This window comes from Solibacillus sp. FSL H8-0523 (assembly GCF_038051985.1).
Lineage (GTDB): Bacteria > Bacillota > Bacilli > Bacillales_A > Planococcaceae > Solibacillus.
Genome location: NZ_CP150291.1, coordinates 239,728 through 263,857 on the forward strand (window position 1 = coordinate 239,728; position 24,130 = coordinate 263,857).

Annotated in this window: 23 protein-coding genes and 1 other RNA gene; 15 read left to right on the plus strand and 9 right to left on the minus strand. The window is 40.7% G+C overall.

Annotation, left to right across the window (positions count from 1 at the left end; genetic code table 11):
• Positions 1 to 15: 15 nt before the first annotated feature.
• From NSQ62_RS01195 to NSQ62_RS01215, 5 genes are all read right to left on the minus strand, one after another.
• A complete protein-coding gene (locus NSQ62_RS01195) occupies positions 16 to 1,179 on the minus strand; it encodes an MFS transporter (protein ID WP_341322114.1) in 1,164 nt (387 codons plus the stop codon).
• Between the two features lie 118 nt (positions 1,180 to 1,297).
• A complete protein-coding gene (locus NSQ62_RS01200) occupies positions 1,298 to 2,131 on the minus strand; it encodes a MerR family transcriptional regulator (RefSeq protein WP_341322115.1) in 834 nt (277 codons plus the stop codon).
• Between the two features lie 42 nt (positions 2,132 to 2,173).
• Complete coding sequence (locus NSQ62_RS01205; protein ID WP_341322116.1) at positions 2,174 to 3,358, minus strand: YbfB/YjiJ family MFS transporter; 1,185 nt, start codon at positions 3,356 to 3,358, stop codon at positions 2,174 to 2,176.
• 99 nt (positions 3,359 to 3,457) lie between these two features.
• The gene (locus tag NSQ62_RS01210) at positions 3,458 to 3,892 is read right to left on the minus strand and encodes a hypothetical protein (protein ID WP_341322117.1); all 435 of its coding nucleotides are present in this window, start codon (positions 3,890 to 3,892) and stop codon (positions 3,458 to 3,460) included.
• Between the two features lie 92 nt (positions 3,893 to 3,984).
• Positions 3,985 to 5,250: an OFA family MFS transporter gene (locus NSQ62_RS01215; protein ID WP_341322118.1), complete on the minus strand. Its 1,266-nt coding sequence runs from the start codon at positions 5,248 to 5,250 to the stop codon at positions 3,985 to 3,987.
• 813 nt (positions 5,251 to 6,063) lie between these two features.
• On the opposite strand from NSQ62_RS01215, the gene NSQ62_RS01220 reads away from it, so the two are divergent.
• The 8 genes from NSQ62_RS01220 (at position 6,064) to NSQ62_RS01255 (ending at position 14,354) form a co-directional block, all read left to right on the plus strand.
• Positions 6,064 to 6,675 (plus strand): flavin reductase family protein, encoded by a 612-nt coding sequence (locus NSQ62_RS01220; protein ID WP_341322119.1) that lies wholly within the window; start codon positions 6,064 to 6,066, stop codon positions 6,673 to 6,675.
• Between the two features lie 16 nt (positions 6,676 to 6,691).
• Positions 6,692 to 7,804: a dipeptide epimerase gene (locus NSQ62_RS01225; RefSeq protein WP_341322120.1), complete on the plus strand. Its 1,113-nt coding sequence runs from the start codon at positions 6,692 to 6,694 to the stop codon at positions 7,802 to 7,804.
• The gene (locus NSQ62_RS01230; RefSeq protein ID WP_341322121.1) at positions 7,801 to 8,481 is read left to right on the plus strand and encodes a GNAT family N-acetyltransferase; all 681 of its coding nucleotides are present in this window, start codon (positions 7,801 to 7,803) and stop codon (positions 8,479 to 8,481) included. Before NSQ62_RS01225 ends, NSQ62_RS01230 begins: the two co-directional genes overlap by 4 nt.
• Positions 8,482 to 8,919: 438 nt before the next feature.
• Positions 8,920 to 9,105, plus strand: a complete 186-nt coding sequence (locus NSQ62_RS01235) for an amino acid transporter (RefSeq protein ID WP_341322122.1) — start codon at positions 8,920 to 8,922, stop codon at positions 9,103 to 9,105.
• 66 nt (positions 9,106 to 9,171) lie between these two features.
• On the plus strand, positions 9,172 to 9,903 hold the full coding sequence (locus tag NSQ62_RS01240) for a beta-ketoacyl-ACP reductase (RefSeq protein ID WP_341322123.1): 732 nt from the start codon (positions 9,172 to 9,174) through the stop codon (positions 9,901 to 9,903).
• Between the two features lie 127 nt (positions 9,904 to 10,030).
• Positions 10,031 to 12,133, plus strand: coding sequence for an MMPL family transporter (locus NSQ62_RS01245; protein ID WP_341322124.1), 2,103 nt, complete (start codon positions 10,031 to 10,033; stop codon positions 12,131 to 12,133).
• A 186-nt stretch (positions 12,134 to 12,319) separates the two neighbouring features.
• Positions 12,320 to 12,988: a response regulator transcription factor gene (locus NSQ62_RS01250; RefSeq protein ID WP_341322125.1), complete on the plus strand. Its 669-nt coding sequence runs from the start codon at positions 12,320 to 12,322 to the stop codon at positions 12,986 to 12,988.
• Position 12,989: 1 nt separating this feature from the next.
• Positions 12,990 to 14,354 carry a HAMP domain-containing sensor histidine kinase gene (locus NSQ62_RS01255; RefSeq protein ID WP_341322126.1) on the plus strand — a complete coding sequence of 455 codons (1,365 nt, stop codon included), beginning with the start codon at positions 12,990 to 12,992 and terminating at the stop codon, positions 14,352 to 14,354.
• A 39-nt stretch (positions 14,355 to 14,393) separates the two neighbouring features.
• On the opposite strand, the gene NSQ62_RS01260 is transcribed toward NSQ62_RS01255, so the two are convergent.
• The 4 genes from NSQ62_RS01260 to NSQ62_RS01275 all read right to left on the minus strand — a co-directional run bounded on the left by NSQ62_RS01260 (position 14,394) and on the right by NSQ62_RS01275 (position 16,909).
• Positions 14,394 to 15,338: a carbohydrate kinase gene (locus tag NSQ62_RS01260; RefSeq protein WP_341322127.1), complete on the minus strand. Its 945-nt coding sequence runs from the start codon at positions 15,336 to 15,338 to the stop codon at positions 14,394 to 14,396.
• 209 nt (positions 15,339 to 15,547) lie between these two features.
• Positions 15,548 to 15,739: non-coding RNA, 6S RNA (gene ssrS, locus NSQ62_RS01265), on the minus strand.
• A 116-nt stretch (positions 15,740 to 15,855) separates the two neighbouring features.
• On the minus strand, positions 15,856 to 16,500 hold the full coding sequence (locus tag NSQ62_RS01270) for a YfbR-like 5'-deoxynucleotidase (protein WP_341322128.1): 645 nt from the start codon (positions 16,498 to 16,500) through the stop codon (positions 15,856 to 15,858).
• A gap of 223 nt (positions 16,501 to 16,723) precedes the next feature.
• Positions 16,724 to 16,909 carry a putative motility protein gene (locus tag NSQ62_RS01275; protein ID WP_341322129.1) on the minus strand — a complete coding sequence of 62 codons (186 nt, stop codon included), beginning with the start codon at positions 16,907 to 16,909 and terminating at the stop codon, positions 16,724 to 16,726.
• 308 nt (positions 16,910 to 17,217) lie between these two features.
• Between NSQ62_RS01275 and NSQ62_RS01280 the strand changes: the two genes are divergently transcribed.
• From NSQ62_RS01280 to NSQ62_RS01310, 7 genes are all read left to right on the plus strand, one after another.
• Entirely contained in the window at positions 17,218 to 18,015 is a 798-nt protein-coding gene (locus tag NSQ62_RS01280) for a LysM peptidoglycan-binding domain-containing protein (RefSeq protein WP_341322130.1), read from the plus strand.
• Positions 18,016 to 18,111: 96 nt separating this feature from the next.
• Positions 18,112 to 18,651, plus strand: coding sequence for a superoxide dismutase family protein (locus NSQ62_RS01285; protein WP_341322131.1), 540 nt, complete (start codon positions 18,112 to 18,114; stop codon positions 18,649 to 18,651).
• A gap of 282 nt (positions 18,652 to 18,933) precedes the next feature.
• Complete coding sequence (locus NSQ62_RS01290) at positions 18,934 to 19,881, plus strand: TAXI family TRAP transporter solute-binding subunit (protein ID WP_341322132.1); 948 nt, start codon at positions 18,934 to 18,936, stop codon at positions 19,879 to 19,881.
• 58 nt (positions 19,882 to 19,939) lie between these two features.
• A complete protein-coding gene (locus NSQ62_RS01295; protein WP_341322133.1) occupies positions 19,940 to 20,446 on the plus strand; it encodes a DUF1850 domain-containing protein in 507 nt (168 codons plus the stop codon).
• Positions 20,439 to 22,448: a TRAP transporter permease gene (locus tag NSQ62_RS01300; RefSeq protein WP_341322134.1), complete on the plus strand. Its 2,010-nt coding sequence runs from the start codon at positions 20,439 to 20,441 to the stop codon at positions 22,446 to 22,448. The genes NSQ62_RS01295 and NSQ62_RS01300 overlap by 8 nt, the downstream gene beginning before the upstream one ends.
• Positions 22,449 to 22,676: 228 nt before the next feature.
• Entirely contained in the window at positions 22,677 to 22,814 is a 138-nt protein-coding gene (locus NSQ62_RS01305; RefSeq protein ID WP_341322135.1) for a hypothetical protein, read from the plus strand.
• Between the two features lie 153 nt (positions 22,815 to 22,967).
• Entirely contained in the window at positions 22,968 to 24,077 is a 1,110-nt protein-coding gene (locus NSQ62_RS01310; protein ID WP_341322136.1) for an amidohydrolase, read from the plus strand.
• Positions 24,078 to 24,130: the final 53 nt, after the last annotated feature.

Genomic DNA, 24,130 nt, shown 5'->3' on the forward strand with positions numbered 1-24,130 from the left:
TAAAGTACAAGAAGTCTACTTAAGTACTGCAGGCTTCTTCCAAATTAATGTTAACAGAATACCGAACACTAATACAACTGCTGCAAAATAATACGGGTAGTTAATGTCGATATCAAATAATATCCCGCCTAAAATTGGACCAAAAATATTGGCTAGACTTGTGAACATCGAGTTCATTCCACCAACAAAACCTTGCTCATTGCCAGCGATTTTTGATAAATAGCTCGTCGCAGCGGGTCGGAATAAATCAAAGCCGACAAAGACGAAGCATGTAACAAGTAAAATTGAGAAGTACGAGCTGACGACTGTCATTAAAAATACTAAAACGGCCGATAAAATTAATGTATAGCGAATCAGTTTAATTTCGCCCCATTTTTGTGCCAAACGATCGAATAGGGCAACCTGTGCAATCGCTCCAAAAATCGCACCACCTGTAATGATGATGGCGATATCCATTGGTGTAAACGCAAATTTATGGTCAACGAATAAACTAAAGAATGATTCAAACGCCGCTAAACCAAACGACGCGACAAAAATTAAAATAAAGGCAATGAAGTACATCGGCTCAAACACGCGCTTGAAGCCAGATGCTTGATTGGGTGCATTTTCGATATTTTCTTCATTACGCTGTGGTTCTTTTAGTAAAATTACTGATAGAATCGCTGCTGTAATGCCAAGTGCTCCCGCAAAGTAGAACGGCACACGTGTACCAAAGTCAGCTAAGAAGCCACCAATCCCCGGTCCAATAATAAACCCGGTACTAATTGCGGCACTCATATAACCAAGTGCCTTTGGACGTGTTTCCATCGTCGTAATATCCGCGATAAACGCGGTAACGGCAGGCATAATAAACGCCGCACTAATCCCACCAAGAACACGTGAGATAAATAACACTTCAATCGTTTTCCCTAAACCGAATAATAGTTCCGAGAAGCCGAAAATAAATAACCCAATAACAATCATAATTTTACGACCATATTTATCAACCGCTTTACCAGCAATAGGTGAAACGATCAGCTGTGCAATCGCGAACGCCGCGGTTAAATAACCGACTGTTGTGCCGCTAATGCCTAGCTCATTCATTAACGTAGGCAGCACTGGTATGACTAATCCAATCCCTAAAAAGGCGATGAATAAGTTTAACAGCAGTAAGCCTAACGTAACTTTAAATTCTTTCATAGCTGCTTGCTCCTTACTTAAATTGTTAGAAAGTTCATTTGAATCCGCATCTTCTAACATAAACCCTATAGTAGCTATAGAGTCAACAAATCGGTTTTAAATTATTGTAAAAAAATAGTTATAGGAGCTGGACTTTTAATTCCACGATAAATTCATCCTCTTCGCTTGGTGAATAATTAAGTGGCATAAAAATTTCATAGACGGTTGCAGCTGTTTGTAATTGCAGCTGTTGAATATATTGGTAGAGCTTTTGATATTGAGCAAAGTAAGTTTCACTACTATATATAAAGGCAATACAGACAAAGCGTCCTCCAGGAAGGGTCTTAACGTCCATATCCTTCGTGAGGTGAGTAATATAGCGATCCGTTAGAAGCGGTGCAAAAATATGGCTATAAAATAATTGATCCAATTTTTCATAAGGCTTTAACGGAAAGATGCAACCATAGCGACTGCTTAAAAAGCTATTTTCGGTTTCTAATGTTTTAATGAGTGAGCTATAGTACACATTTGGAATATCTGAAGGGGTTAGCTCTTTTGTTTCAATTGATAAGACACGACTGGCCTCTTCAGATTTGATGTACACCGTATCTAAGACATCGATTGCGAGCTGCTCTTGCATTTGTTTTTTTGTTTTATACAGTGTTTGTTGAATCTCTTGTAAGCGGCTCATACGTTGTTCGATTACTTGCTCTTGCTGCTGTAAAAATGTCAGCAAGCCTTGTGGTGTAAAGCTTTGTGCGGCTTTAATTTCATCGAGCGACACGCCGATATATTTGAGTGATTTTATAATATCTAAATAATAAAATTGCGAATCTTTATAGTAACGATAGTTCGTTTCAGGATCGACATAAGACGGCTTAAATAAGTCGATTTGGTCGTAATAGCGTAGTGTTTGAATAGAAATATTCGTTAATTTGGCAACCTCGCCAATTGAATAATACGTTTCTTCCATAAAAAATGTGTCCTCCAGTAAGCGGCGTAAAATAGTTTTACGCTAATTGTACAGCTCTTTAGCTACGGGTACAGACTTTTTCTTACTGTAAGTATAGCCAATCATTAAAATCAGTAACGCCAGTGTCACGATGATCCCGGCAAAAAGGAGAGGCGCTTTAAATGTAGCGTAATGGGTTTCTAAACGGCTAGCAATAACCGGCCCAACAATTTGCCCAAGTGCATAAAACGTTGTCAGCATGGACACGACATAGGCGCTTTGCTTTGGAAACAGTGCGCGTGCATAGCCTGTTGACATCGTAACAAGTCCAACGAAGGTAAAGCCAAATAAAAACGCAGATAACAGCACACTCCACACCGTTTGTGAAACGACGGGTAGTAAGATGCCGATAATTTGTAAAGCGTAAGCGAGTGCCATCATGGAAATCGTTGAAAAACGTGTCATGAGCTTCATCCAAACCGGTGCAGAAGGAATGGCAGCTAGTCCCACAACGACCCAGCTATAGCCAGCATAGCTTCGCAGTGCCTCAATATTATAAATAATGTCGACTAAAAACGTACCTGTCACAATATAGCCAAGTCCCTCTAACCCGTAAGCAACGATCAGCCACGGCATAAAGCCATGCCAAATGGACGTGTGCTCACCTTGTACAGGCTTTGTGCGGTTTGGTATCGAGAGCTTGCGCCACAACAGGAGCGTCGTCAGTAAAAATAGGGTAGAGAGCACACCAAGCCCAATCCATGAGCCTTGCCATGCAGCGCGCGCCTCTAAAAACGGTACGACTAAACCAGATGTCGCAATCCCAAGGCCAATTCCACTAAATACATAGCCACTCCAACGCGTTAGTAACTGCGCGGCTAAATAGTCCATGACAATACTAGATGTTAAAACGAAAATAAAACCACCCGTGATACCAGCGATTAAACGAAGCAAAATCCAAATTCCGTAAGAATCAATGACGCCCATTAATACAACCGATAAAATATTGAGGACCACATTCAATAGTAGAAAGTTCTTTTTACTACGGTAAATAAATGCAGCCCCAAGCGCCCCGATAAAGTAACCAATATAATTACTCGATGCAAGTAGACCGCCTTGTGAAAACGTTAAATTCGCATCCACGCGCATAAACGGCAAAATCGGTGTATAGGCAAAACGGCTAATGCCCATCGCCACCATTAATAACAAAATGCCACCAACAATAATCCCCATATGTTGTCGATTCATGAAACTCCCCCTAATAAACCCCTTTGTTAGAATTGTAACATTATTAAATTTGGAAATAACAGAAAGAATTGTTGTATGAACGAGATAAAACCCAACTTTTCACCAAAAGTTGGGTTTAGACGTCATAAGCCATATGAAAAAGGCCATCAACGCGATATATTTCCAAGTAGCAATTTTGACCATACGAATAAAGGTATCCTTTGAAAACGCCGCATCTTTTGCGTAATTCATCGCAGGCTTAAAGGCACGTGCCATAAAATAAAGGGAAAGTGTCATCGCAATATATGTGACAACGAGCCAAGAAGCACCCCAAGGCCAGCCGCTAAAATACACAAGTAAAAGGCCAGTTGGAACAATATAATGACCACCGTTTGCCACTGCGCGTAGTACACCTTGTAAGGAATTAATATAACTTGGTGCCTCATTGTCGGCAGCATTTTTCATCCGGTTAAGTAACGGGAAAAGCGCAAATAACGGACCCGTTGCAACGACCGCACTTAAAACGTGTGCAAATAATAGAAGTTTGTAGAGCACATGCATCCCTCACTAATAAAAAGTACATTTAGTGTAACACGAACAAAAAAAGCAAGCTACGTCCCCTAAACGTAGCTTGCTCTGTAAACCCCTTATGAATGTGCGGGTGCACTTTCTCCCACTTGCTTTGTTTGTTTTTCAACTTGCTGTTTTTTCGTTTTGTTCACGTCAGCACGTAATAATAATGAGATTCCGAATGAAATCGCGATTAAAATACTGAACACGTAGAACACCGGTACATAGCTGTTTGCCGCTTCACGAATAGCCGATACGATCATCGGACCAAAAACCCCACCAAGTGACCAGGTTGTCAGTAAGTAACCGTGGATCACACCAAGCTGTTTTGTGCCGAATAAATCGGACGCAAATGCTGGTAAGTTCGAGAATCCACCGCCGTAACAACTTACTACTAAGAAAATAAATAGTTGGAAGATGATGACGTTTGTTGTAAATGGTAATGTAAGAAACGCGATTAATTGAATGACAAAGAAAATCACGAACACATTTTGACGCCCCATATAATCGGACGCTGCTGCCCAAATTAGGCGACCGCCACCATTAAATAAGCCCATTAAACCAACCATTGTAGCCGCTGCTGCGACCGAAAGACCTGCAATTTCTTGTGCCATTGGTGAGGCAACTGAAATCATCATTAAACCAGATGTTACATTAATTAAATGCATCGACCACAGCATCCAAAACTGTTTTGTTTTCACGGCTTGGCGTGCTGTCATTTGTGCTAATTCTTGTTTTTTGCCGCCTACTGTTACGACCATTTCCTCTACCTCACCTGGCTTTGGTGGTGCGATGTATAAGGCACCTGCCATCATTAAGATAAAGTAGCTAATTCCTAAAATAAAGTACGTATTCGCAATACCAACGCTTTCCATAAGGTTTGCCGCAACGGGTGCTGTAATTAACGCACCTGCACCAAACCCGAGTACAGCCATCCCTGTCGCTAAACCGCGACGATTCGGGAACCATTTCACAAGTGTGGATACTGGAGCAATATAGCCAATCCCCATCCCGACACCACTAAGTAGCCCGTATGTAAGCCAATAAAGTACAACTGAATCAGACAAAATGGCAAAGCCTGCGCCACCTTGACCTAGTCCAAATAACACGGCAGCGACCATTGCTGCTTTACGTGGACCTAATTTTTCTACAACTCCGCCAAATAGTGCTGCAGCAAAACCGGCAAGTCCCATCATAATTGTGAAAGCGATTGTAATTTGTGAAGCATCCCAACCAAGCTCTGTAGCGATTGGATTTTTATACACGCTATATGCATAAGCACCTCCAATTGATAAATGGATAGAGATAGCAGATGCAGCGATTAACCAACGATTCTTTTTCATAATTTTCCCCCTCACACATATTATTTATCGTTTTTCACGATAATTTCTACCTAAAGTAGATGTGTCGAAACTATGAACGTCCATGCACATAACTTACCATCATTTTATTATGTTATGCAAGTGAAATTTTGAAAATAAATTATGTCGAAAAAACATATAATTCTTTTTTAAAGAGTAAAAATTGTTCTTAGTGTCGGTGTTGTATGAGTTAGTTGTTTATGACAAAACGCTGTTAATTCAAGCTTTTGGAAGGGTTTTCTTGGAATGAATTAATAGAAAATCAATCATTTCAATATAATGAAAATAAATATAGTAATAAACATTAAATTGTACTTAAATAATTAAAATAGCTCAATTTTACTTGAATTATCTATATTTATATTATTTCAATCTTTTACTTTGATGCTATTCAATCAATAATATAACAGATAGTAATACACATCGAAATGGCGGTTGAATGGATTATGCATTGAAAAATCAACGTTTTCAGCTTCATTTTCATTTAATGGATATAAATGTTAGTGTATTCCGTCGAAAAAGAAAAACTGTTTATAACAGTTTCAAACTTACGGTATTTTTGAACTTTCGACTAAGAATTTTGTATTAGATAGAAATAAAATGAGGGTGAGCGAGATAGTATATATCCATTTTAAGGGAATTTAGAACAAAACCTACGATAAAACAGCTTTAAAAATAGGTCAGATTTTATGTGTATAAATATGCCTTTATAGAAAGCAGAAATGATAAAATAAATTGACGTTGATCAGACGGTTCTTTAAAGTCAAAATAGTGATAGAAAATGAGGCGATATGTATGAAACAAATAGATCCAGTACAGCTAACAGAACGTGAAAATTATAAATTTTTGATTGGTTCAATTATTCCGCGTCCGATAGCCTTTGTGACGTCGTTGACAGAAGAAGGTGTAGTCAATGCGGCTCCGTTTAGCTTCTTTAATATTGTGTCTTCGAATCCGCCCATGATTTCGGTGAGCATTCAGCGAAAAGCTGGCGAAATGAAGGATACGGCGCGTAATATTAAACAGCAGGGCCAGTTCGTCGTCCATATTGTTGATACGGATAATGTAGAACAGGTCAATGAAACCGCAGCGAATTTACCACCGCATGAAAGTGAAGTTACACGTGCCGGACTTACATTAGTAGAAAGCACAAAAATTGCAGTGCCCGGTGTAAAGGAAGCGAAAGTGCGCTTTGAATGTGAGTTAGAAACAGTACTTGAGCTTGGCGGCGATGACAATAATGCCGGTTGTGACCTGATTATCGGCAAAGTATTGTACTATCATATAGAAGAAACCATTTACGAAGACGGAAAAATAGATCCAGAAAAATTAGCGGCGATTAGTCGTTTAGCGGGCAATGACTACGCAAAAATCGGCGAACAATTCACGATTGAGCGCCCGCAATAACTTAGGAGGCAACAACATGTTAATCAAATCCATTGAACTTTATAATATTGAACTACCATTAATTGAACCATTTATCGTCAGCTACGGCACGTATCCAAATATGCCGTCGATCATTGTGAAAATGACGACAGAATGTGGCTTAGTTGGCTGGGGGGAAGCAGTTCCAGATGAGCACGTAACAGGCGAAACATTAGAAGGCACATATGCGGTATTAAAATCTACGTTAGCGCCAGCGATGATTGGTGAAAATCCAATGAACTTTGAAAAAATCCATGCCAAAATGGACGCACTGATCTATAGTGCACCCGCAGCAAAAGCAGCGATTGATATTGCCTGCTTTGATGTCGTTGGGAAAAAACTAGATGTACCGGCTTACCAATTAACAGGTGGTCGCTACCATGAAAAATTCCCGATTACCCATGTACTCAGCATTGGCACGCCAGAAAAAATGGCGAATGAGGCCGCAGAGCGTGTGGAAATGGGCTACAACTCATTTAAAATGAAGGTTGGTCGTGACGTGGCAAGTGATGTGGCACGTATTCAAGCAGTGCGCGCGCGTGTAGGGAACGAGATTGCCATTCGCGTAGACGTCAACCAAGGTTGGGTGAACAGCTCAACGACGATGCAGGCTGTGCGTGAATTAGAAAAACTGACTATCGACTGGCTTGAGCAACCGGTGCGTGCCGATGACATCGATGGCATGGTGGAAATTAAAGCGAAAACAACCATTCCTGTCATGATTGATGAAGGCTTACGCGGTGTACGTGAAATGCGTGAAATTATCGCCAAACGTGCGGCGGATAAAGTAAATATCAAGTTAATGAAATGTGGCGGGATTTACCCAGCGATGAAGCTTGCGCATATGGCAGAGATGGCAGGGATGGAGTGCCAAATCGGTTCAATGGTTGAATCATCTGTTGGTTCAGCAGCTGGTTTCCATGTAGCCTTTTCGAATAAAGTGTTCACAAGCGTCGAGTTAACAGGCCCATTAAAATTCTCAAAAGACATCGGCAATCTGCATTATGATGTACCATTCATTCAATTAACGGAGCGTGCAGGTCTTGGTGTGGACGTAGATGAAGAAATTTTAGCAGAGTTAACAAGAGAAAGCTGTGTGGTGAACGGATGATCGCCAGTGGATTATTAGGAAACGCTTCGTATGAAGTGCATCTATTAAATGAATCGCATATCCAGGGGCTCATCACATTACAGGTAGAAGTTGTTGAGGCACTTGAAGATAAAGCCATTCTGCAACCACTTGATGAAGGGGAACTGCGCTTTATTTTAAGTGGTAATGGTGTGATGATTGGGGTATTTGTTGAAGAAAAGCTGATTGCATTTCGTGCCTTATTGCAGCCAGAGCTTGATGACGAGCATTTAGGCTATGACATTGGTCTTTCAACAGAAACTGAAATTAAAAAGGTGCTCTATCAAGAAATCTCAAACGTCCATCCGGCTTATCGCGGCTACGGTTTACAGCGAACAATGGCGGATTTTATTATGGAGCAGGTGGATTTAACGAAATTCAATGTAGTATGTGCAACGGTCATGCCGGGTAATATCGCGAGCTTAAAGGATAAGTTTTCACAGGGCATGCATGTGGCGGCGTTAAAACTGAAATACGGCGGGAAATTGCGCTATGTATTTATGAAGGATTTAATGCGTGAGGGGAATGCATCTTGGCAACAAGAGCAGTTCGTGTCGATGGATGATACAGAAGGTCAACAACAGCTCTTACAAAATGGCTTTGTTGGACGAGCGATGAGGAAAACAGGCGAAAACTGGCTTGTACACTATGTGAAATAATAAAGGATGTGGCGAGGTTTAGATTTTCGCCACATCCTTTATCGATTTACTAGACTCCATGATTTGTGTAGGCTCCTTTAAATATCGTTATCGTCAAAGCTGTCTAAATCGAAGAAGTCACTGTCATCTTCGAATAGGTAAGAAACATCATTATCGTCTGTTGCTAAGTACGTGTAGTTTGTCATTTTGTATCAGCTCCTTTTTATAACTATACAATAGTCAGAAAATTAAGTAAAGTAAGAACTACCGATTTTTTTAGTGAATAATCATTCATGAAAACGTTTTATATCAGGCTTTCACTGTATTGGTTACGTTTACAATTATTGTAGGAGAATATTTTTTTGAACCGTTTTTCATGCAGGTTTTCATACATGTATTTGGTGAAACGAAAGGATCCTTTCATACGTAAATAGAAGAAACGACAAAGGGGTGCTACTGATGGACAAAAAACCGTTTAATGATGTTGATGAGCATTACGCGAAACATGTTGGAACACCGAGCTCTTATAAGTTAAAGCAAATGCCAAAGCCGATTCGTTTTATTGGTTATTTTATGATTGGCTTTATGGTCATTGCAGCGATTTTGATTATAGGCGGAATTGTAGTGGGAAAATTATTTCAGTGAATTAACATTCATTTTCTCTGCTTTATGCTAAAATATCGTTAACTTTACATAAAGGGGTGTAGGTGGATGCGTTTAGATAATAAGGTGGCTGTTATTACGGGTGGTGCGAGTGGGATTGGTTTAGCAGCGGTGAAACGTTTTGTACTAGAAGGAGCAAAAGTGGCTATACTGGATTATAATGAGCAGGCTGGTGAGCAGGTTGTCGCTAATTACGGCGATGAGGTAGTCTTTTTTAAAGCGGATGTTTCGAATCAAGAGCAAGTGCAACAAGCAGTCAAAGCGATTGCGGAGCATTTTGGCAAAATTGATATTTTAATTAATAACGCAGGCATTACACGTGATGCGTCGCTACTGAAAATGTCAGCAGCGGATTTTGATAAGGTCATTCAAATTAACTTAAACGGCGTGTTTTATTGTACGCAGGCGGTTGTACCATATATGATCGAGCAAAAATACGGCAAAATTATTAATACTTCATCGGTAAGTGCGGAGCGTGGGAATTTTGGGCAGACGAATTATACCGCAACAAAAGCTGCACTCATCGGTATGACCAAAACATGGTCGAAAGAGTTTGGTCGTAAAGGCATTAATGTCAATGCGGTCGCACCCGGTTTTGTGGAAACGGATATGGTAGAGAGTGTACCAAGTGAAATTACCGGAATGATTAGTACGATTACAAGCATGCAGCGAATGGGAAAACCAGAAGATGTGGCGAATGCGTATTTATTTTTAGCATCCGATGAAGCAAGCTATATAACGGGTCATGTTCTTCATGTAGATGGTGGAATCATGATGTAAAAAAACAGATTGAAATGCTGTGGGGATGGCATTTCAATCTGTTTTATTAAGTTTCCATTTTGGAGTTTATACAAAGTTCATATTCAATCTCTATAATATAAAACGCAAACAAAAAAAGGAGGCAATTATGAATAAATTCCTAAATCCAATTACGGACTGGGTATCAACCAAGCGTGGTGCGACGATTACGTTAATCATTTGGCTTGTATTAATGATCGGCTTAAGTGCAGGTCCGCAGCTAAGTGAATATAAAACGTCAAACTTCCAATCACTACCTGATGATGCACAGTCAATTATCGCAGACAATAAATTAAATGAATATTTCCCGAATGACCAGGGAACACCGGGGATTCTCGTTTTCCATAATGAAAACGGGGACATTAATCAAGACAGTGTGAAGGCGATTTTAAATGCCATCATCGCGGAGAATATTGAAGGGGTTGACCAAATTGTCGACATTTCAAAATTACCACCGCAAGCATTAGCAGGCTTCACATCAGACGACAACTCAACAATGATCGTGCCAATGACACTTGAAAAAGGGCTTGGCAATGCGGCATATGAAGAGATTAATGACCAGGCTTCAAAATTAGGTAACAAGGCAGCCGAGGTAACAGGCGACACGAAATTCTACATTACGGGTCCAGCAGGGATTGCTGGCGATACGTTAAAGCTGTTTGAACAAGCAGACTTTAAATTATTATTCTCAACAATTTTCATTATTTTAATTTTATTAATCATCATTTACCGTTCACCACTACTTGCGATTATTCCATTACTTGCAACGGTAATCATTTATCAAGTAGCAAACCAATCTGTTGCCTTAATGGGTGCAGCAGGCTTAGAAATTAATAACTCAACGACATCGATTATGAGCATTTTATTATTCGCAGCAGTAATCGATTACTCGTTATTCGTCTTCTCACGCTACCGTGAGGAGTTAAACCATTACGAGAATAAATACGAGGCAATGAAGCATGCGATGCGTGCAACAGGTGAGCCAGTATTCTTCGCGGGTGGTACCGTTTTAGCAGCGATGCTTGTGTTATTCTTCGCTGATTTCCGTGATTACCAAAACTTTGCGCCAATCTTTGGTATGGCAGTGTTCATCATCATGCTTGGTTCGATTACATTAGTACCCGCATTATTCGCATTATTTGGCCGTAAAGCGTTCTGGCCAAAAGTACCGAAATTCGGTGAAGTAAAAGAAGTAAAACACGGCATTTGGGGACCAATTGCGAAATTCGTAGTAAACAAGCCATTTTTATCAGGTGGATTAGTATTAATCTTCATGCTGATCACGTCATTAAATGTACTGAATTTAGATTATGAATTTGATACAGTAAAATCATTCCCAGAAGATTTACCTTCACGTGTTGGGTATGAAATTGTAGAGTCTCGCTTTGATAAAGGCGAACTTGCACCAACTTCTCTACTTGTAGAAAGTAAACAAGCGTTAACAGAAGAGCAGCAACTTGCGTTAACAGAAAGCTTATTAGCAGAGGACATGATTGCTTCGGTTCGTCCTTCAGCAGTTTCTGAAGACGGCACAAAGGCGAAGTTGTCGATGGCGTTTGAATTAAACCCATACTCACCAGAAGCAATTGACAAGCTTGAGGAAATGCGCGATAAGAGCGCGGATTACTTAAAAGAAGCAGGTATTGACGGCGAATTACTATTTGCAGGGACAACAGCAAAATTAGTAGATGAGCGTAACGTTAATAATGCAGATATTTATAAAATTGTTTTACTCGAAACATTATTAATTTTAGTATTACTATTCGTATTAACACGTTCTTGGAAAATGCCAATTTACATGATGGCGACGATTTTAGTGTCATACTTATCGGCATTAGGATTAGGCCTGTTCCTAGTGGATGTTTTATTCGGCTACGATGCGATTAGTACACGTGTACCGGTGTATGCATTTATTTTCTTAGTAGCGCTTGGTATCGATTACAACATTATTTTAATCTCACGCTTTATGGAAGAGCGTAAAACACGTAAAGTGAAAGAAGCCCTTGAAATTGCAATTCGCAATACAGGTGGGGTGATTTCATCAGCGGGTGTTATTTTAGCAGCAACATTCGCCGCACTAATGACAATGCCAATCTCGGATTTATTCGTATTCGGCTTCATGGTAGCGGTTGGTATTCTGATCGACACGTTCCTAGTGCGCGGCATGCTATTACCGATGCTAATTCTAACATTTGAAAAAGATAAGAAGTAATAGGTAAGAATCTGTCCGAGAAGTATTTCTGGGACAGATCTTTGCGCCGAGGATGGTGAGAATTTATTCTGACCACCGCAGAAGCACCGCCCAAAAGCGGCTAATTAATACATGAACGAAGTACTGCCTAAAAAGTATATACTTTTTAGGCAGTATCTTTTTGAATAAACAAAAGCAGGTGATGGCATGGACATTTTAGTGGTAGATGATGATGCATTTATTCGCAAATTGATTGGCATTCATCTTAAGAAAGAAGGCTACTTCGCGCAGTTTGCGAGCGATGGTTTAGAAGCACTGACCTTATTAACAGAACATGATTTTGATTTAGCAATCGTCGATGTGATGATGCCAAAAATGGACGGCATCCAATTAACAAAACGCCTAACCGAGCAAAATATTCCGGTGCTCATGTTAACCGCAAAGGCGACCTTAGATGATAAGGAAAAGGGCTTTTTAGCGGGGGCTGATGATTATATGGTGAAGCCGTTCGAGCCAAAAGAGCTACTGTTTCGGGTGCGTGCGATTTTACGTCGCTTCCAAAAAACAGAGCGTGGTATCACAAAAATGGCCAATATGACGATTGACCGTGAGACGTTTGAAGTTCGTGTAGGCGAACAGGGGCTGCTCTTACCGCTTAAGGAGTTTGAGCTGTTAAGCATTTTATGTAGCCGTCCAGAAGTGGTGTTCACGCGTGATCAACTGATGGAACAAGTATGGGGCTATGATTATGATGGCGACGACTTTACGCTAACAACACATATTAAGCGTTTGCGCAGTCGCCTAGAAGAAGTGCAAGCACAGGTCAAAATTCAAACGGTGCGCGGGATTGGTTATAAAGTAGAGGAAATGAAATGAAATGAAAACATTATATAAGCAATATATTGTCGTGACATTAGCGGTCATTGTAGCGAGCATTACGCTATCGATGCTGCTGCTTGGTCAAATTTACAACGCGCAGGTTCGACCGAATACGGATGCGCAAAACTTCGAAGTCGCTCAGGAAGTGAAGCAAATTTTATCCACGATGCCGGGCGATAGCTATGACGCTTATTTTAAATCGATTGCGAAATTTGGTTATCAGCTAACGATCAGTGATGCGGCAGGTGAGACGACGCATTATGGCAATCCGTTTAAGAAAGCGGATGTAACTCCTGAGATGAGCGCTATCATCGGCACAGATCAGGTGTATCACGGCATTCAGGATTATAAGGAAACCTTTTTCTTTATGAACCATTTCGCTAATGATGTTCAAAATACGATTGGGGTGCCGTTTCTATTAAACGGGGAGCCGCATGCGTTATTTATTCGTCAGGGTAATGCGACGTTATTTTCAGAAATGCATTTTTTAATTGTCGGTTTTATTGTCATTAGTGCCATTATTATTTTAGGGACGATGGTTTTGTTGGCGCGTCAGCTTGTACAGCCGCTGAAACAATTACAACAGGCAACGGAGCAAATCGCGCAGGAGAATTATGACATTGAACTGAATATTGAGCGCGATGATGAACTTGGCCACTTGGCGACGCAGTTTCAAAAGATGGCGAAGCGTTTAGCAGAAAATGACCAGACAAAAAAGGATTTCATCAATAATGTATCGCATGATTTTCAGTCGCCGCTACTTAATATTCAAGGCTATGCGAATGTACTGAAGGATGCGGATAATACCGAAGAGGAACGCATTCAATATTTAGAAATTATTGAGCAAGAAACAAAGCGTTTATCAGCGCTGACAAAGCAGCTGTTACTGCTGAGCTCACTCGACCAAAAAAACTTACCGATTGATAAAAAGCATTACGCACTGGATCAGCAATTAAAAGAGCGTGTGTTTTCAAAGCGCTGGAAGCTGGATGATAAGCAGATGGAGCTTGTTTATGAATTAGAGCCAATTGAAATTTTCGCGGATCAGCATTTGCTTGAGCAAGTATGGGACAATTTATTATCAAACGCGATTCGCTATAGTGAGGATCGTGGGAAAATTGTTGTGTCATGCAGTAAAAAGGGTGATGTGGTGCAAGTGGTCATGCAAGATTACGGCATTGGCATTCCGGAAGAGGCGCTAGAAAAGGTGAAGGAACGCTTTTACCGAGTGGATCCGTCACGTTCTAGCCAAAGTAGTGGGCTTGGTCTTGCGATTGTTACAGAAATTGTGAAGCGCCATGACGGGGAGTTAGTCATTGAAAGTGTGTTAGGTGAAGGGACAAAAGTAAGTGTTCGTTTATAAGGAAGAAAAGAGCGTGAATATAGCATTCACGCTCTTTTTTTAGATAATTTTCGCTTCTTCTAATGTTGGAATCGCTTCCATCGCGCCGACTTTTTCGCACACTTTTGCGCCTACGCGGTTCGCAAATTCGATAATCGAAATCCATTCCGTTTGTGGAATTTCCGTCGTCTCCCGCGTCGCGAGTTCGTACAATACGGCCCCAACAAAGGCATCTCCCGCACCTGTTGAATCAATCGCCTTTACGGGGATGGAAGGGATCGTTGTCATCATACCATTTTGGTAAAAAATCGTCCCAGCAGCACCTTGGGTAATCGCTATCGCCTTATTTTCAAATTGGGTAAGCCATTCAAGTGCCTCGTCGAAATTGTCCGTACGCGCAAATACTAATAATTCATCGTCGCTCATTTTAATGAAATGCGCGGCCTCAATAAACGGCTCACACTTTTCAATAAAGCGCTCGGTATCCCCTTTCCAAAGGTTCGCACGGTAATTGGGATCAAATGAAATAAAATGATTTTGTAGAAGTAAGGTTTGCATGAGCTGCTCATATGTTTTGCTAAATGGCTCACTTAGAAGGGCAGTCGCCGAGCCAAAATGAATGATGTCCATCGCCATAAGCTTTTGGAGATGTAAGTCCTCGATGCGCAGTAATTCATCTGCCCCGCGATTAAAAATAAAGTCACGCTCTCCGTCCGTATCACGTGAGACAAAAGCGAGTGTTGTTGGGGCAAGTGGATCTAAAATCAATTGCTCCGTACAAACGCCTGCCTGTTGCAACGTCTGTTTTAAAAAATGACCAAACGCATCATCGCCCACTTTGCCGCAAAAATAAGCGTTGCCCCCAAGTTTTGCAATCGTCGCCGAGACGTTCGCGGGTGCGCCACCTGCCTGTTTTTCATAAGTTGTTGCTTCTATAAGAGACTGTTTGATTTCGGTCGTAAAAAAATCAATTAATAATTCACCAATACAAAGAATTTGCTTCACTAGATATCCCTCCTAATTTATGTATATTATTAAATTTTGGCACAAACCCATAAAAATGGAAACTAATTACGCTGACATTGCGGTGTAAAATGTATAAAAGTTACAATTTTGTAGCGCATATGTGGGATTTTACCCGTGTAGCTACAAAAAAACACCTTCACATATAAAGTGAAGGTGTCTAAAAGCCTAAGTTGGCTAGCATGCTTATGTAAGCAGCCACATTGCCGTAGTTATTATAGTAAGTTTTAAACCACCACTCCTCGAAGTGGGTGTTCGCAAATGTTGTCCTGTCTATCTCAGAGTCAAAAGAGTCTGAGCACGCCATTCTAACATCGATGTAAAACTCCCTATATAAGTATAAAGGTTAAAACTTAATATTCGTACGTACAACGTAGCCTTATCGTTATAATATAATAAGTTTTTGTGCATTGCAACAAAGTATGTTTCAACAAAAAAGTCAACTATTTTGAACGGCAAAATAAAAAAGCCTTCCTGCAATTTCGGAAGCCTTTTGTTGTTAGTCTGTATGTTGTTGGAGGATATTTTCTGTGAGCTCTGCAATATCGATGACCGTTTTTTCAGCGACAGCATCCGTTAAAATTTCGTTGCGGAAGTAGTGTACGCTTGTTGGTAAATCAATTAATAATAGCTTGGAGAGGGCAGTTTGGTACATATAAACAAATTCGGTATCGGTATTGCCGCGCTTTAACTCGGCAAAGGATTCGTAAAACTGATCGAGCTTGTCAGCGAATTCAAGTAGTCGGCCTTCAATGGTGCCGTCTTTTCCTTCCTTCATACGCTCAAAGAAGATGCCTTGTAAGTCTTCAGGAATTTCTTCAATGATGAATTTTTCCATCATTTTTTCTTCTACATGTGCCAGCATTTGCTTTAACTCCACACTCGCATGTTTGACGGGGGTTTTAATGTCGCCAATAAACACTTCCGCAAAATCGTGGTTAATTGTTTTTTCGTATAATGATTTCCAGTTAATTTCATTACCAGCGCGTTCTTCGAGTGTCCCAAAAAACATCGCGTATTGGGAAACCTTCCATGAATGGGCTGCTACGTTGTGCTCCTCAAATTTAAAGCGGCCTGGGCAACGGATGATGCGCTCAAGATCATTAAGACTCGTGAAAAATGTATGGATTCCGATAAAAATCACTCCTTTTGTCTGGTTACCTGCATTGTACTATTTGTTATACCCGAAAAATTGATTTTTAAAAGTTCTTTAGAAAAATTTAACAAGTCGTTTACAAAGGACTAGAGATTCGCAACGAGCGAATGGTATTTCGCAAGTATATGAAGAAACGCGTAAATATAGCACAAAATTTGAAAATAAAAATCGGCACGTAAAAAGACATCCACAATAGTGAATGTCTTTTTTCTTAAGCTTGAATGTCGATTACCTGACCTTTATAAGGGTGGGCTGCTGGTGCGGCTTGCTGAGGTAATTGTTCCATTAGCTTTGTAACACCTGCTGCATCGGCGTTCATTGTACGATCTAGCATCGTCATTTGAAGCGTTTGTTGAAGAGATGCAAGCTGTTGAGACATTTGTGTATTGATTTCCAAAATTATCCCCTCCTTTCTAGTTTTATCGACAATTTCTCCGAAAGTTCGAATCATAATTGATGCATTTGTAATCCTTTTGAAAACAATTTGTCAGTTTTTATTGAAAAAAAGTGATGATTGACGGTTAAAATACGAAAACTTTGCGAAAGATGATAGTAAAAATGTGATAATTATCCATTGGTTTTTGCATTTTTTTGTAATGTGTAGCACATGATGTCGTCATTCACCTGCAATCTAGATGCGGTAAAGTGGCATCAGAGTTCAAAAGGATAGCAAATTTATTTAGAAGAAATCGGAGGAATAGTGAATTGAAGAATAGTAAAATTATCGCGTTAGCATTGGCCGGTGTTTTAACTACGGGGGCACTTATCGCGAAAGAAGCGTCGGCGCAACCCTATGAGATTCAACCGGGCGACACGCTTTATACGATTAGTCAGCAATTTGAGACCACGGTGGAATCTTTACAAGAAATGAATCAATTAACGAGTGATTTAATTTATGCAGACGAAGCCTTAGAAATCAGTTCGAATGGCAACATATATATGATTGAACCTGGGGATACATTATATAGAATTGCACTGGAAAATGACGTTTCAGTAGAACAGCTGCAGGCTTGGAATGGTTTACATTCCGATTTAATTTATGCAGGTGAAACCTTATCCATTTCAGGACCATCCAAGGATGTAACGGAATCAAAAGCGAAAAAAGCGCGTGTGGCTTCTGCCAATAAAACTAGGGTAGCATCTACTACGGCACCTGCAGCATCATCAACGCGTGTTGCCACCCAAGTTGCGTCAGAACCAACATCAAATGTAGCGCGTACAATGACCGTGGAAGCAACCGCTTATACTGCCTATTGTGAGGGATGCTCGGGGACAACAGCGAACGGCACAGATTTACGTGCAAACCCAAATTTAAAGGTAATTGCGGTTGATCCACGTGTCATTCCACTTGGTACAAAAGTATGGGTGGAAGGCTATGGTGAAGCGGTTGCAGCCGATACTGGTGGCGCAATTAAAGGCAATAAAATTGATGTCTTTATTCCAAACAAAGCCGGTGCTTATGAATGGGGTCGCAAAAGTGTAACAATTAAAATTTTAGACTAATTCAAATAGAAGAAATCGAGTCGCTCAAATTTGGGCGACTCTTTTTGTATAAGTTTTAGGTAATGGAGAAATACTAAAGCAAAAAGGAGGGACGGTATGCGTAAATTCGTGATGATGAGTATGGTGTTATTACTGTCAGGCTGTAATTTTATGCAAGGAGATAAGCTTGCGGTAAATGCCCCGGAGACGTTAACAGCAAAAGCGGTAATTTATAATACCGAAAATGAGCTTGTTGGTGAAATTGCGTTTAAAGAAACAGGAAAGGGTGTAGAACTAACCGCAATTTTAAATAGCCTACCCCCAGGTGGACATGGGATTCACTTACATGAAACGGGTAAGTGCGATGCGCCTACTTTTGAATCTGCCGGGCCTCATTTTAATCCGACAAACAAAAAGCATGGAGTAGAAAATCCACTCGGCCCACATGTGGGAGACTTACCGAATATCGTTGCTGACGAGGCGGGGGAAGTTCAGTTAAATTTGATTACCGCTGATTTTACGTTGAAAAAAGGCGAAGCTACATCCATTTTCGATAAAGATGGTACAGCGGTTGTGATTCATGAAAAGGAAGATGATTATAAAACTGATCCCGCCGGCAATTCGGGTGCACGTATTGCTTGTGGGGTAATTGAGTAACTGTATTCTAAATGGATACAGTTTTTTTATTATGCAAAACCTAACGTGGAAAAGTATATTGATAAAATATGATTTTATGCGTTTTTTATGCAATTTTTAACCGGAATACATAAAAACTAAATAATATCGAGTAGGAAAATAGGGATTAAAAAGAAAAAAAGTTATTTTAATAGCGTATTTATGCTAATGTTAATTATTCTGATTTTATTAAATAGATTGACTTTTGAATAAATATGTAGGTAAAATGAAGTCATAACTATGCGCAAAGGGGGAAAATTTTATATGTTTAAATCTAAAAATAAGCTACTTCTATTTGTAGTAAGTGCATTCATTTTAGTATTAGCAGCCTGTGGTGGAGACGATGAGGTTGAGTTCGTTAGTATTTTAACAGGTGGTACACAGGGGACTTACTATCCATTAGGTGGTACGTTTGCTGACTTAATTACAACAGACACAGGGGTAAAGGCAACAGCCGAAGTTTCACAAGCGTCTGCTGCCAACATGACAGCGCTTGATGCAGGTGATGGTGAAGTGGCATTCGTGCAAACGGATATCGCTTACTATGCAACACAAGGAACATTAATGTTTGAAGGCCAAAAATTGGATTCAATCGTAGCATTAGGTGCACTATACCCAGAAACAATTCAATTAGTAGTTTTAAAGGATTCAGGTATTAAAACGTATGAAGATTTAAAAGGTAAAAAAGTATCTGTAGGTGCGCCAGGTTCTGGTACATTCGCGAATGCAGAGCAATTATTAGAAATTCACGGGTTAACAATGGACGATATTAAAGCACAAAACTTAGACTTCGGTGAATCAACAGATGGACTTCAAACAGGTCAAATTGATGCAGCGTTCATTACAGCAGGTTACCCAACAGGTGCTGTAGAAGCGTTAAATGCAACAAATGGCGTGTATATCATTCCAGTTGAAGCAGCAAAAGCAGATGAGTTAATCGCAAAGTATCCATACTACGCAGTGGACAAAATTCCATCAGGTACGTACGGATTAGAGTCTGATATTCCAGCTGTATCTGTAGGGGCGATGTTAGCGGTTAAGAAGGACTTATCAGAAGACTTAGTCTACGAGATGACAAAAGCGATCTACGACAACACGGATAAAATCAGCCATGCAAAAGGTGCATTCATTAAAGCTGAGACGGGCTTAGATGGAATCGGTATTGATGTTCACCCAGGTGCACAAAAATACTTTGATGAAGTGAACAAGTAGTAGAAAGAGGCCTCTGTTGCGATTAACGCCAGAGGTCTTTTTTTTATAGGTGATGAGGATGAAAAAATGGCTTGTAGTAATGGTAGTAAGTTCTTGTTTAATCGGCTATTTTGTCCCATATGAGCGCAGTATCACGTTTAAAGAAACACGTGTTGAAAATCCGGTGCTCGTTTATCAACCGTTACAATCTGGGACTGATTTTGACATTGTGTTTACGCATTCGATTCATTTGACGGATGTCACGGAAAGCTACCGCGTGTTACCGACAAGTGAGCTTCAGCTGTTAGCCATGCAATACACGGACGTCGCTATTGGGATGCCGAGTGCTGCTGAACAAGACCAGACGTTAACGTATGAAAATGGTGTGTATACACTGCAATACCATGATGCGAGATTAAAAGATTTTACGCTACATATTGGAGATGTTGATTACAAATTAGATTTGCATTATGGTGGTGAAATTTTTGCGCTTAAGCAAAAGTTAACACGCGGCAAATCATATGTTTTACAAATACAAAAATTGTCCCTGTATCAAAAGATGAAAGGAGTGGCGTTAGGTGAGTAAAGAAGTGGTGAACAAAGATGAGCTTCATGAAAGTTTGTCGTTAGAAAAGCAGCAGGAGTTGCTGGAAAAATTTGATTTAGAATCAAATCAGCGCAATCCGCAAAACTTTATGAAGCATGCGATTTATGTTGGGTTATTGGCCTTTACACTATACCAATTATACACAGCTGTTTTTGGACAGTTCCCAGCGCAAATTCAGCGTACGGTCCATCTAGGTTTTGCTTTAGTATTTATCTTTTTATTATTCCCGGCAACACGTAAATTATCAAAAACGCGTATCCCGTTTTACGACTATATTTTGGCGCTCATTGCGGTCTTTGTAGGTAGCTACTGGGTGTTAAACTATGAGCGTCTTGTGCAAAGTTTAGGGAAGTTAGAAACGTTAGATTTTTACGTCGGTTTACTGGCAATCGTTTTAGTATTAGAAGCAGCAAGACGCGCGGTTGGTTTGCCGATTGCGATTATTGCGGCAGTATTTTTACTCTACGCATTCTTCGGTCCGTACATGCCGGCGTTTATGTCGCACCGTGGGCAAAGCTTAGAAAGTATCGTCAATTTAATGTACTTCTCAACAGATGGGATTTTAGGGACGCCACTAGCAGTATCGGCTACGTTTATCTTTGTGTTCTTACTATTTGGTGCGTTTTTAGTAAAAACCGGAGTAGGGCAATACTTTAATGATTTAGCCATTTCGGTTGCCGGTAAATTAACGGGTGGCCCGGCAAAGGTAGCGATTTTCTCGTCTGCCCTTCAAGGGACGATTTCAGGAAGTTCCGTAGCAAACGTTGTAACATCGGGTTCTTACACGATTCCAATGATGAAACGTCTTGGCTACAATAAAAACTTCGCGGGTGCGGTAGAAGCCTCTGCATCAACCGGCGGACAATTAATGCCACCGATTATGGGTGCTGCGGCGTTCTTAATGGTTGAATTTATTGGGCGTGGGATTACGTATTGGGATATCGCAAAAGCAGCGGCGATTCCAGCGCTACTTTACTTTACGGGTATTTGGATTATGACGCACTTTGAGGCGAAACGATTAGGCTTACGTGGTTTAACAGATGAAGAAATGCCGGATCGTTCTCATGTCTTTAAAAAGATTTATTTACTCATTCCAATCGTGCTCATTATTGTCTTAATGGTTTCGGGTGTACCGGTGATTCATGCTGCTTTATACGGCATTATTTCATGTGTCATTGTTGGAATTATTAATCCAGATGTGAGATTCGGTGTGAAAGAATTTATCGATGCATTAGTAGAAGGTGCGCGCTCTGCATTAGCAGTCGCTGCGGCAACTGCCTGTGCGGGGATTATTGTTGGGGTCGTTGTGAAAACAGGCTTAGGTTTATCTTTAGCAAACAGCTTAGTAAAACTTGCGGGTGGTAGCATTTTATTAACGCTATTCTTCGTAATGATTGCATCGCTTATTTTAGGGATGGGCGCACCAACAACAGCAAACTATGTAATTACATCAACAATTGCAGCACCAGCGATTATTGCACTACTAGCGCCAGATGTGGCAGCGAGTGCAGCGCCACTAATTGTTGTATTATCTGCACATTTCTTTGTATTCTACTTCGGTATTATTGCCGATATTACGCCACCGGTTGCGCTCGCCGCCTTTGCAGCATCCGGTATTTCGGGAGGCGACCCGATTCGTACTGGTGTCAACTCGGCGAAATTAGCGATTGCGGCATTTATCATTCCGTACATGATCGTCTTCTCACCGGCGTTACTGATGATTGACGTAACGGTTGGGCAAATTGCATGGGTCGTATTTACAGCACTTATGGGAATGATTGCAATCGGTGCTGGAGTTATTGGGTATTGGTATCGAAAAATCAACGCGATTGAGCGTTTAGTGTTAATTGCGGCGGGTTTAGCGATGATTTACCCAGAATCGGTATCAGATACTATTGGTTTAATCGTCTTTGGTGTCATGTTTGTGATTCAATGGATGACAAGAAATAGAGAGGACGGACCAAAAGTAGCAACTTCATAATGTATTGAGCTACATCGAAGCATTTTTTCGATGTAGTTTTTTTCCGTCGGGCTCTCCAATGTCTGTTGGGGCTTGACGGGCGCTTTAGCGCTTTTGATTATTGATCTCAAAATGAGATAGGTTTTATAGTTTGTTAGCATACGTTGCGTTTAATGATTGATTTTCATAAGGTCGCGCTGTAATATTTAAATTAACTAAAAATTCAATCAATTAAAGGGGCGAATGATAATGACGACATTGTTAAAATCAACGTTAGAGACGTATTTATTGGATGAGGAAATGGATTTTGAAGCGGTAGAACAGCATGAAGCGCAGCAAGTCGAAGAGCGTACAAACTATCCAAGCGGCTTTTTCTCAAGCCTGTAAGGAGTAGAAACTTATGAACACTTTCACATAGTGGTCGTCACGAAGGGCAACTTTCTGGCGATCACTTTTTGTTTTTACTTGGGCAACAATACTGCGGCTTACGAAGTTTTTGCTGTATACTATAGGTAACAAATTTAAGTCGAGGTGCAAGTCATGTTAGCGGTAAAATCAACGGAACAACTGATTTTTGATTGGTTCCAGCATTTCCATGAAAATCCGGAAATTAGCTGGAAAGAAGTGAAGACTACGGCAAAATTAGCGGATATTTTAAGTGAAATGGGTGTGTCATTTAAGCGTTTTGAAGGTGTAACCGGCTTAGTTGCGGAAATTGGAAAAGGTGATGAGGTCATCGCCGTTCGAGCGGATATTGATGCCTTATGGCAAGAAGTCGACGGCGTGATGCAGGCGAATCATTCATGTGGCCATGATGCCAATATGTCGATGGTACTTGGCGCGCTAGTTGCATTAAAAGATGAAGTGCTAACAAAACGAATTCGCTTCATTTTCCAGCCGGCGGAAGAAACAGGTGGCGGAGCATTAGCAATGATTGAACGTGGTGTGATGCAGGATGTCACGCATTTATTCGGAGTGCATTTACGTCCACAAGAAGAACTCCCACTTGGAAAAATTGCACCGGCGATTTATCACGGAGCTGCGGCCTTCTTAGGTGGTAGCATTTCTGGTGCTGATGCGCATGGTGCTCGCCCACATCAGGGCAATAATGCGATTGAGGTTGTTGTGGCGATTCAACAAATGCTGAAAAATATTCATATTGATCCATTTGAAGTGTATTCAGCGAAGTTAACGAAAATTGTTGCAGATGGGGGTAGTGTGAATATTATCCCTGGGAATGCGAGCTTTTCGATCGATGTGCGTGCACAGAAAAATGAAATCTTAGCGAAGTTGCAACGTCACGTCGATAAGGGCTTAAAGCAAATTGCGGACATGTTTGAGACGGAGATTGCGTGGGATTGGCAAGATGTCACACCAGGTGCGGAAGTGTCACTTGAAGCAGCACATGTTGCAGAGCGTGCGATTGTGGCGTCATTAGGGGAAAGCTATTTAGCCCCAGCTGTTGTCACACCAGGAAGTGACGATTTCCATTTCTATACGGTAAAACATCCACAGTTAAAAGCAGCGATGATTGGTGTGGGGGCAAACCTAGGACCAGGCTTACATCATCCAAACATGACGTTTGATCCACAGGCACTGTTAGACGGGGCAAAAGTGGTAGCAGAAACGTTAAAAATGATAGCTAAATAATTGAAACGAAAAAACGATGCTCGCGGCTTTGTCGCGTAGCATCGTTTTTTGTG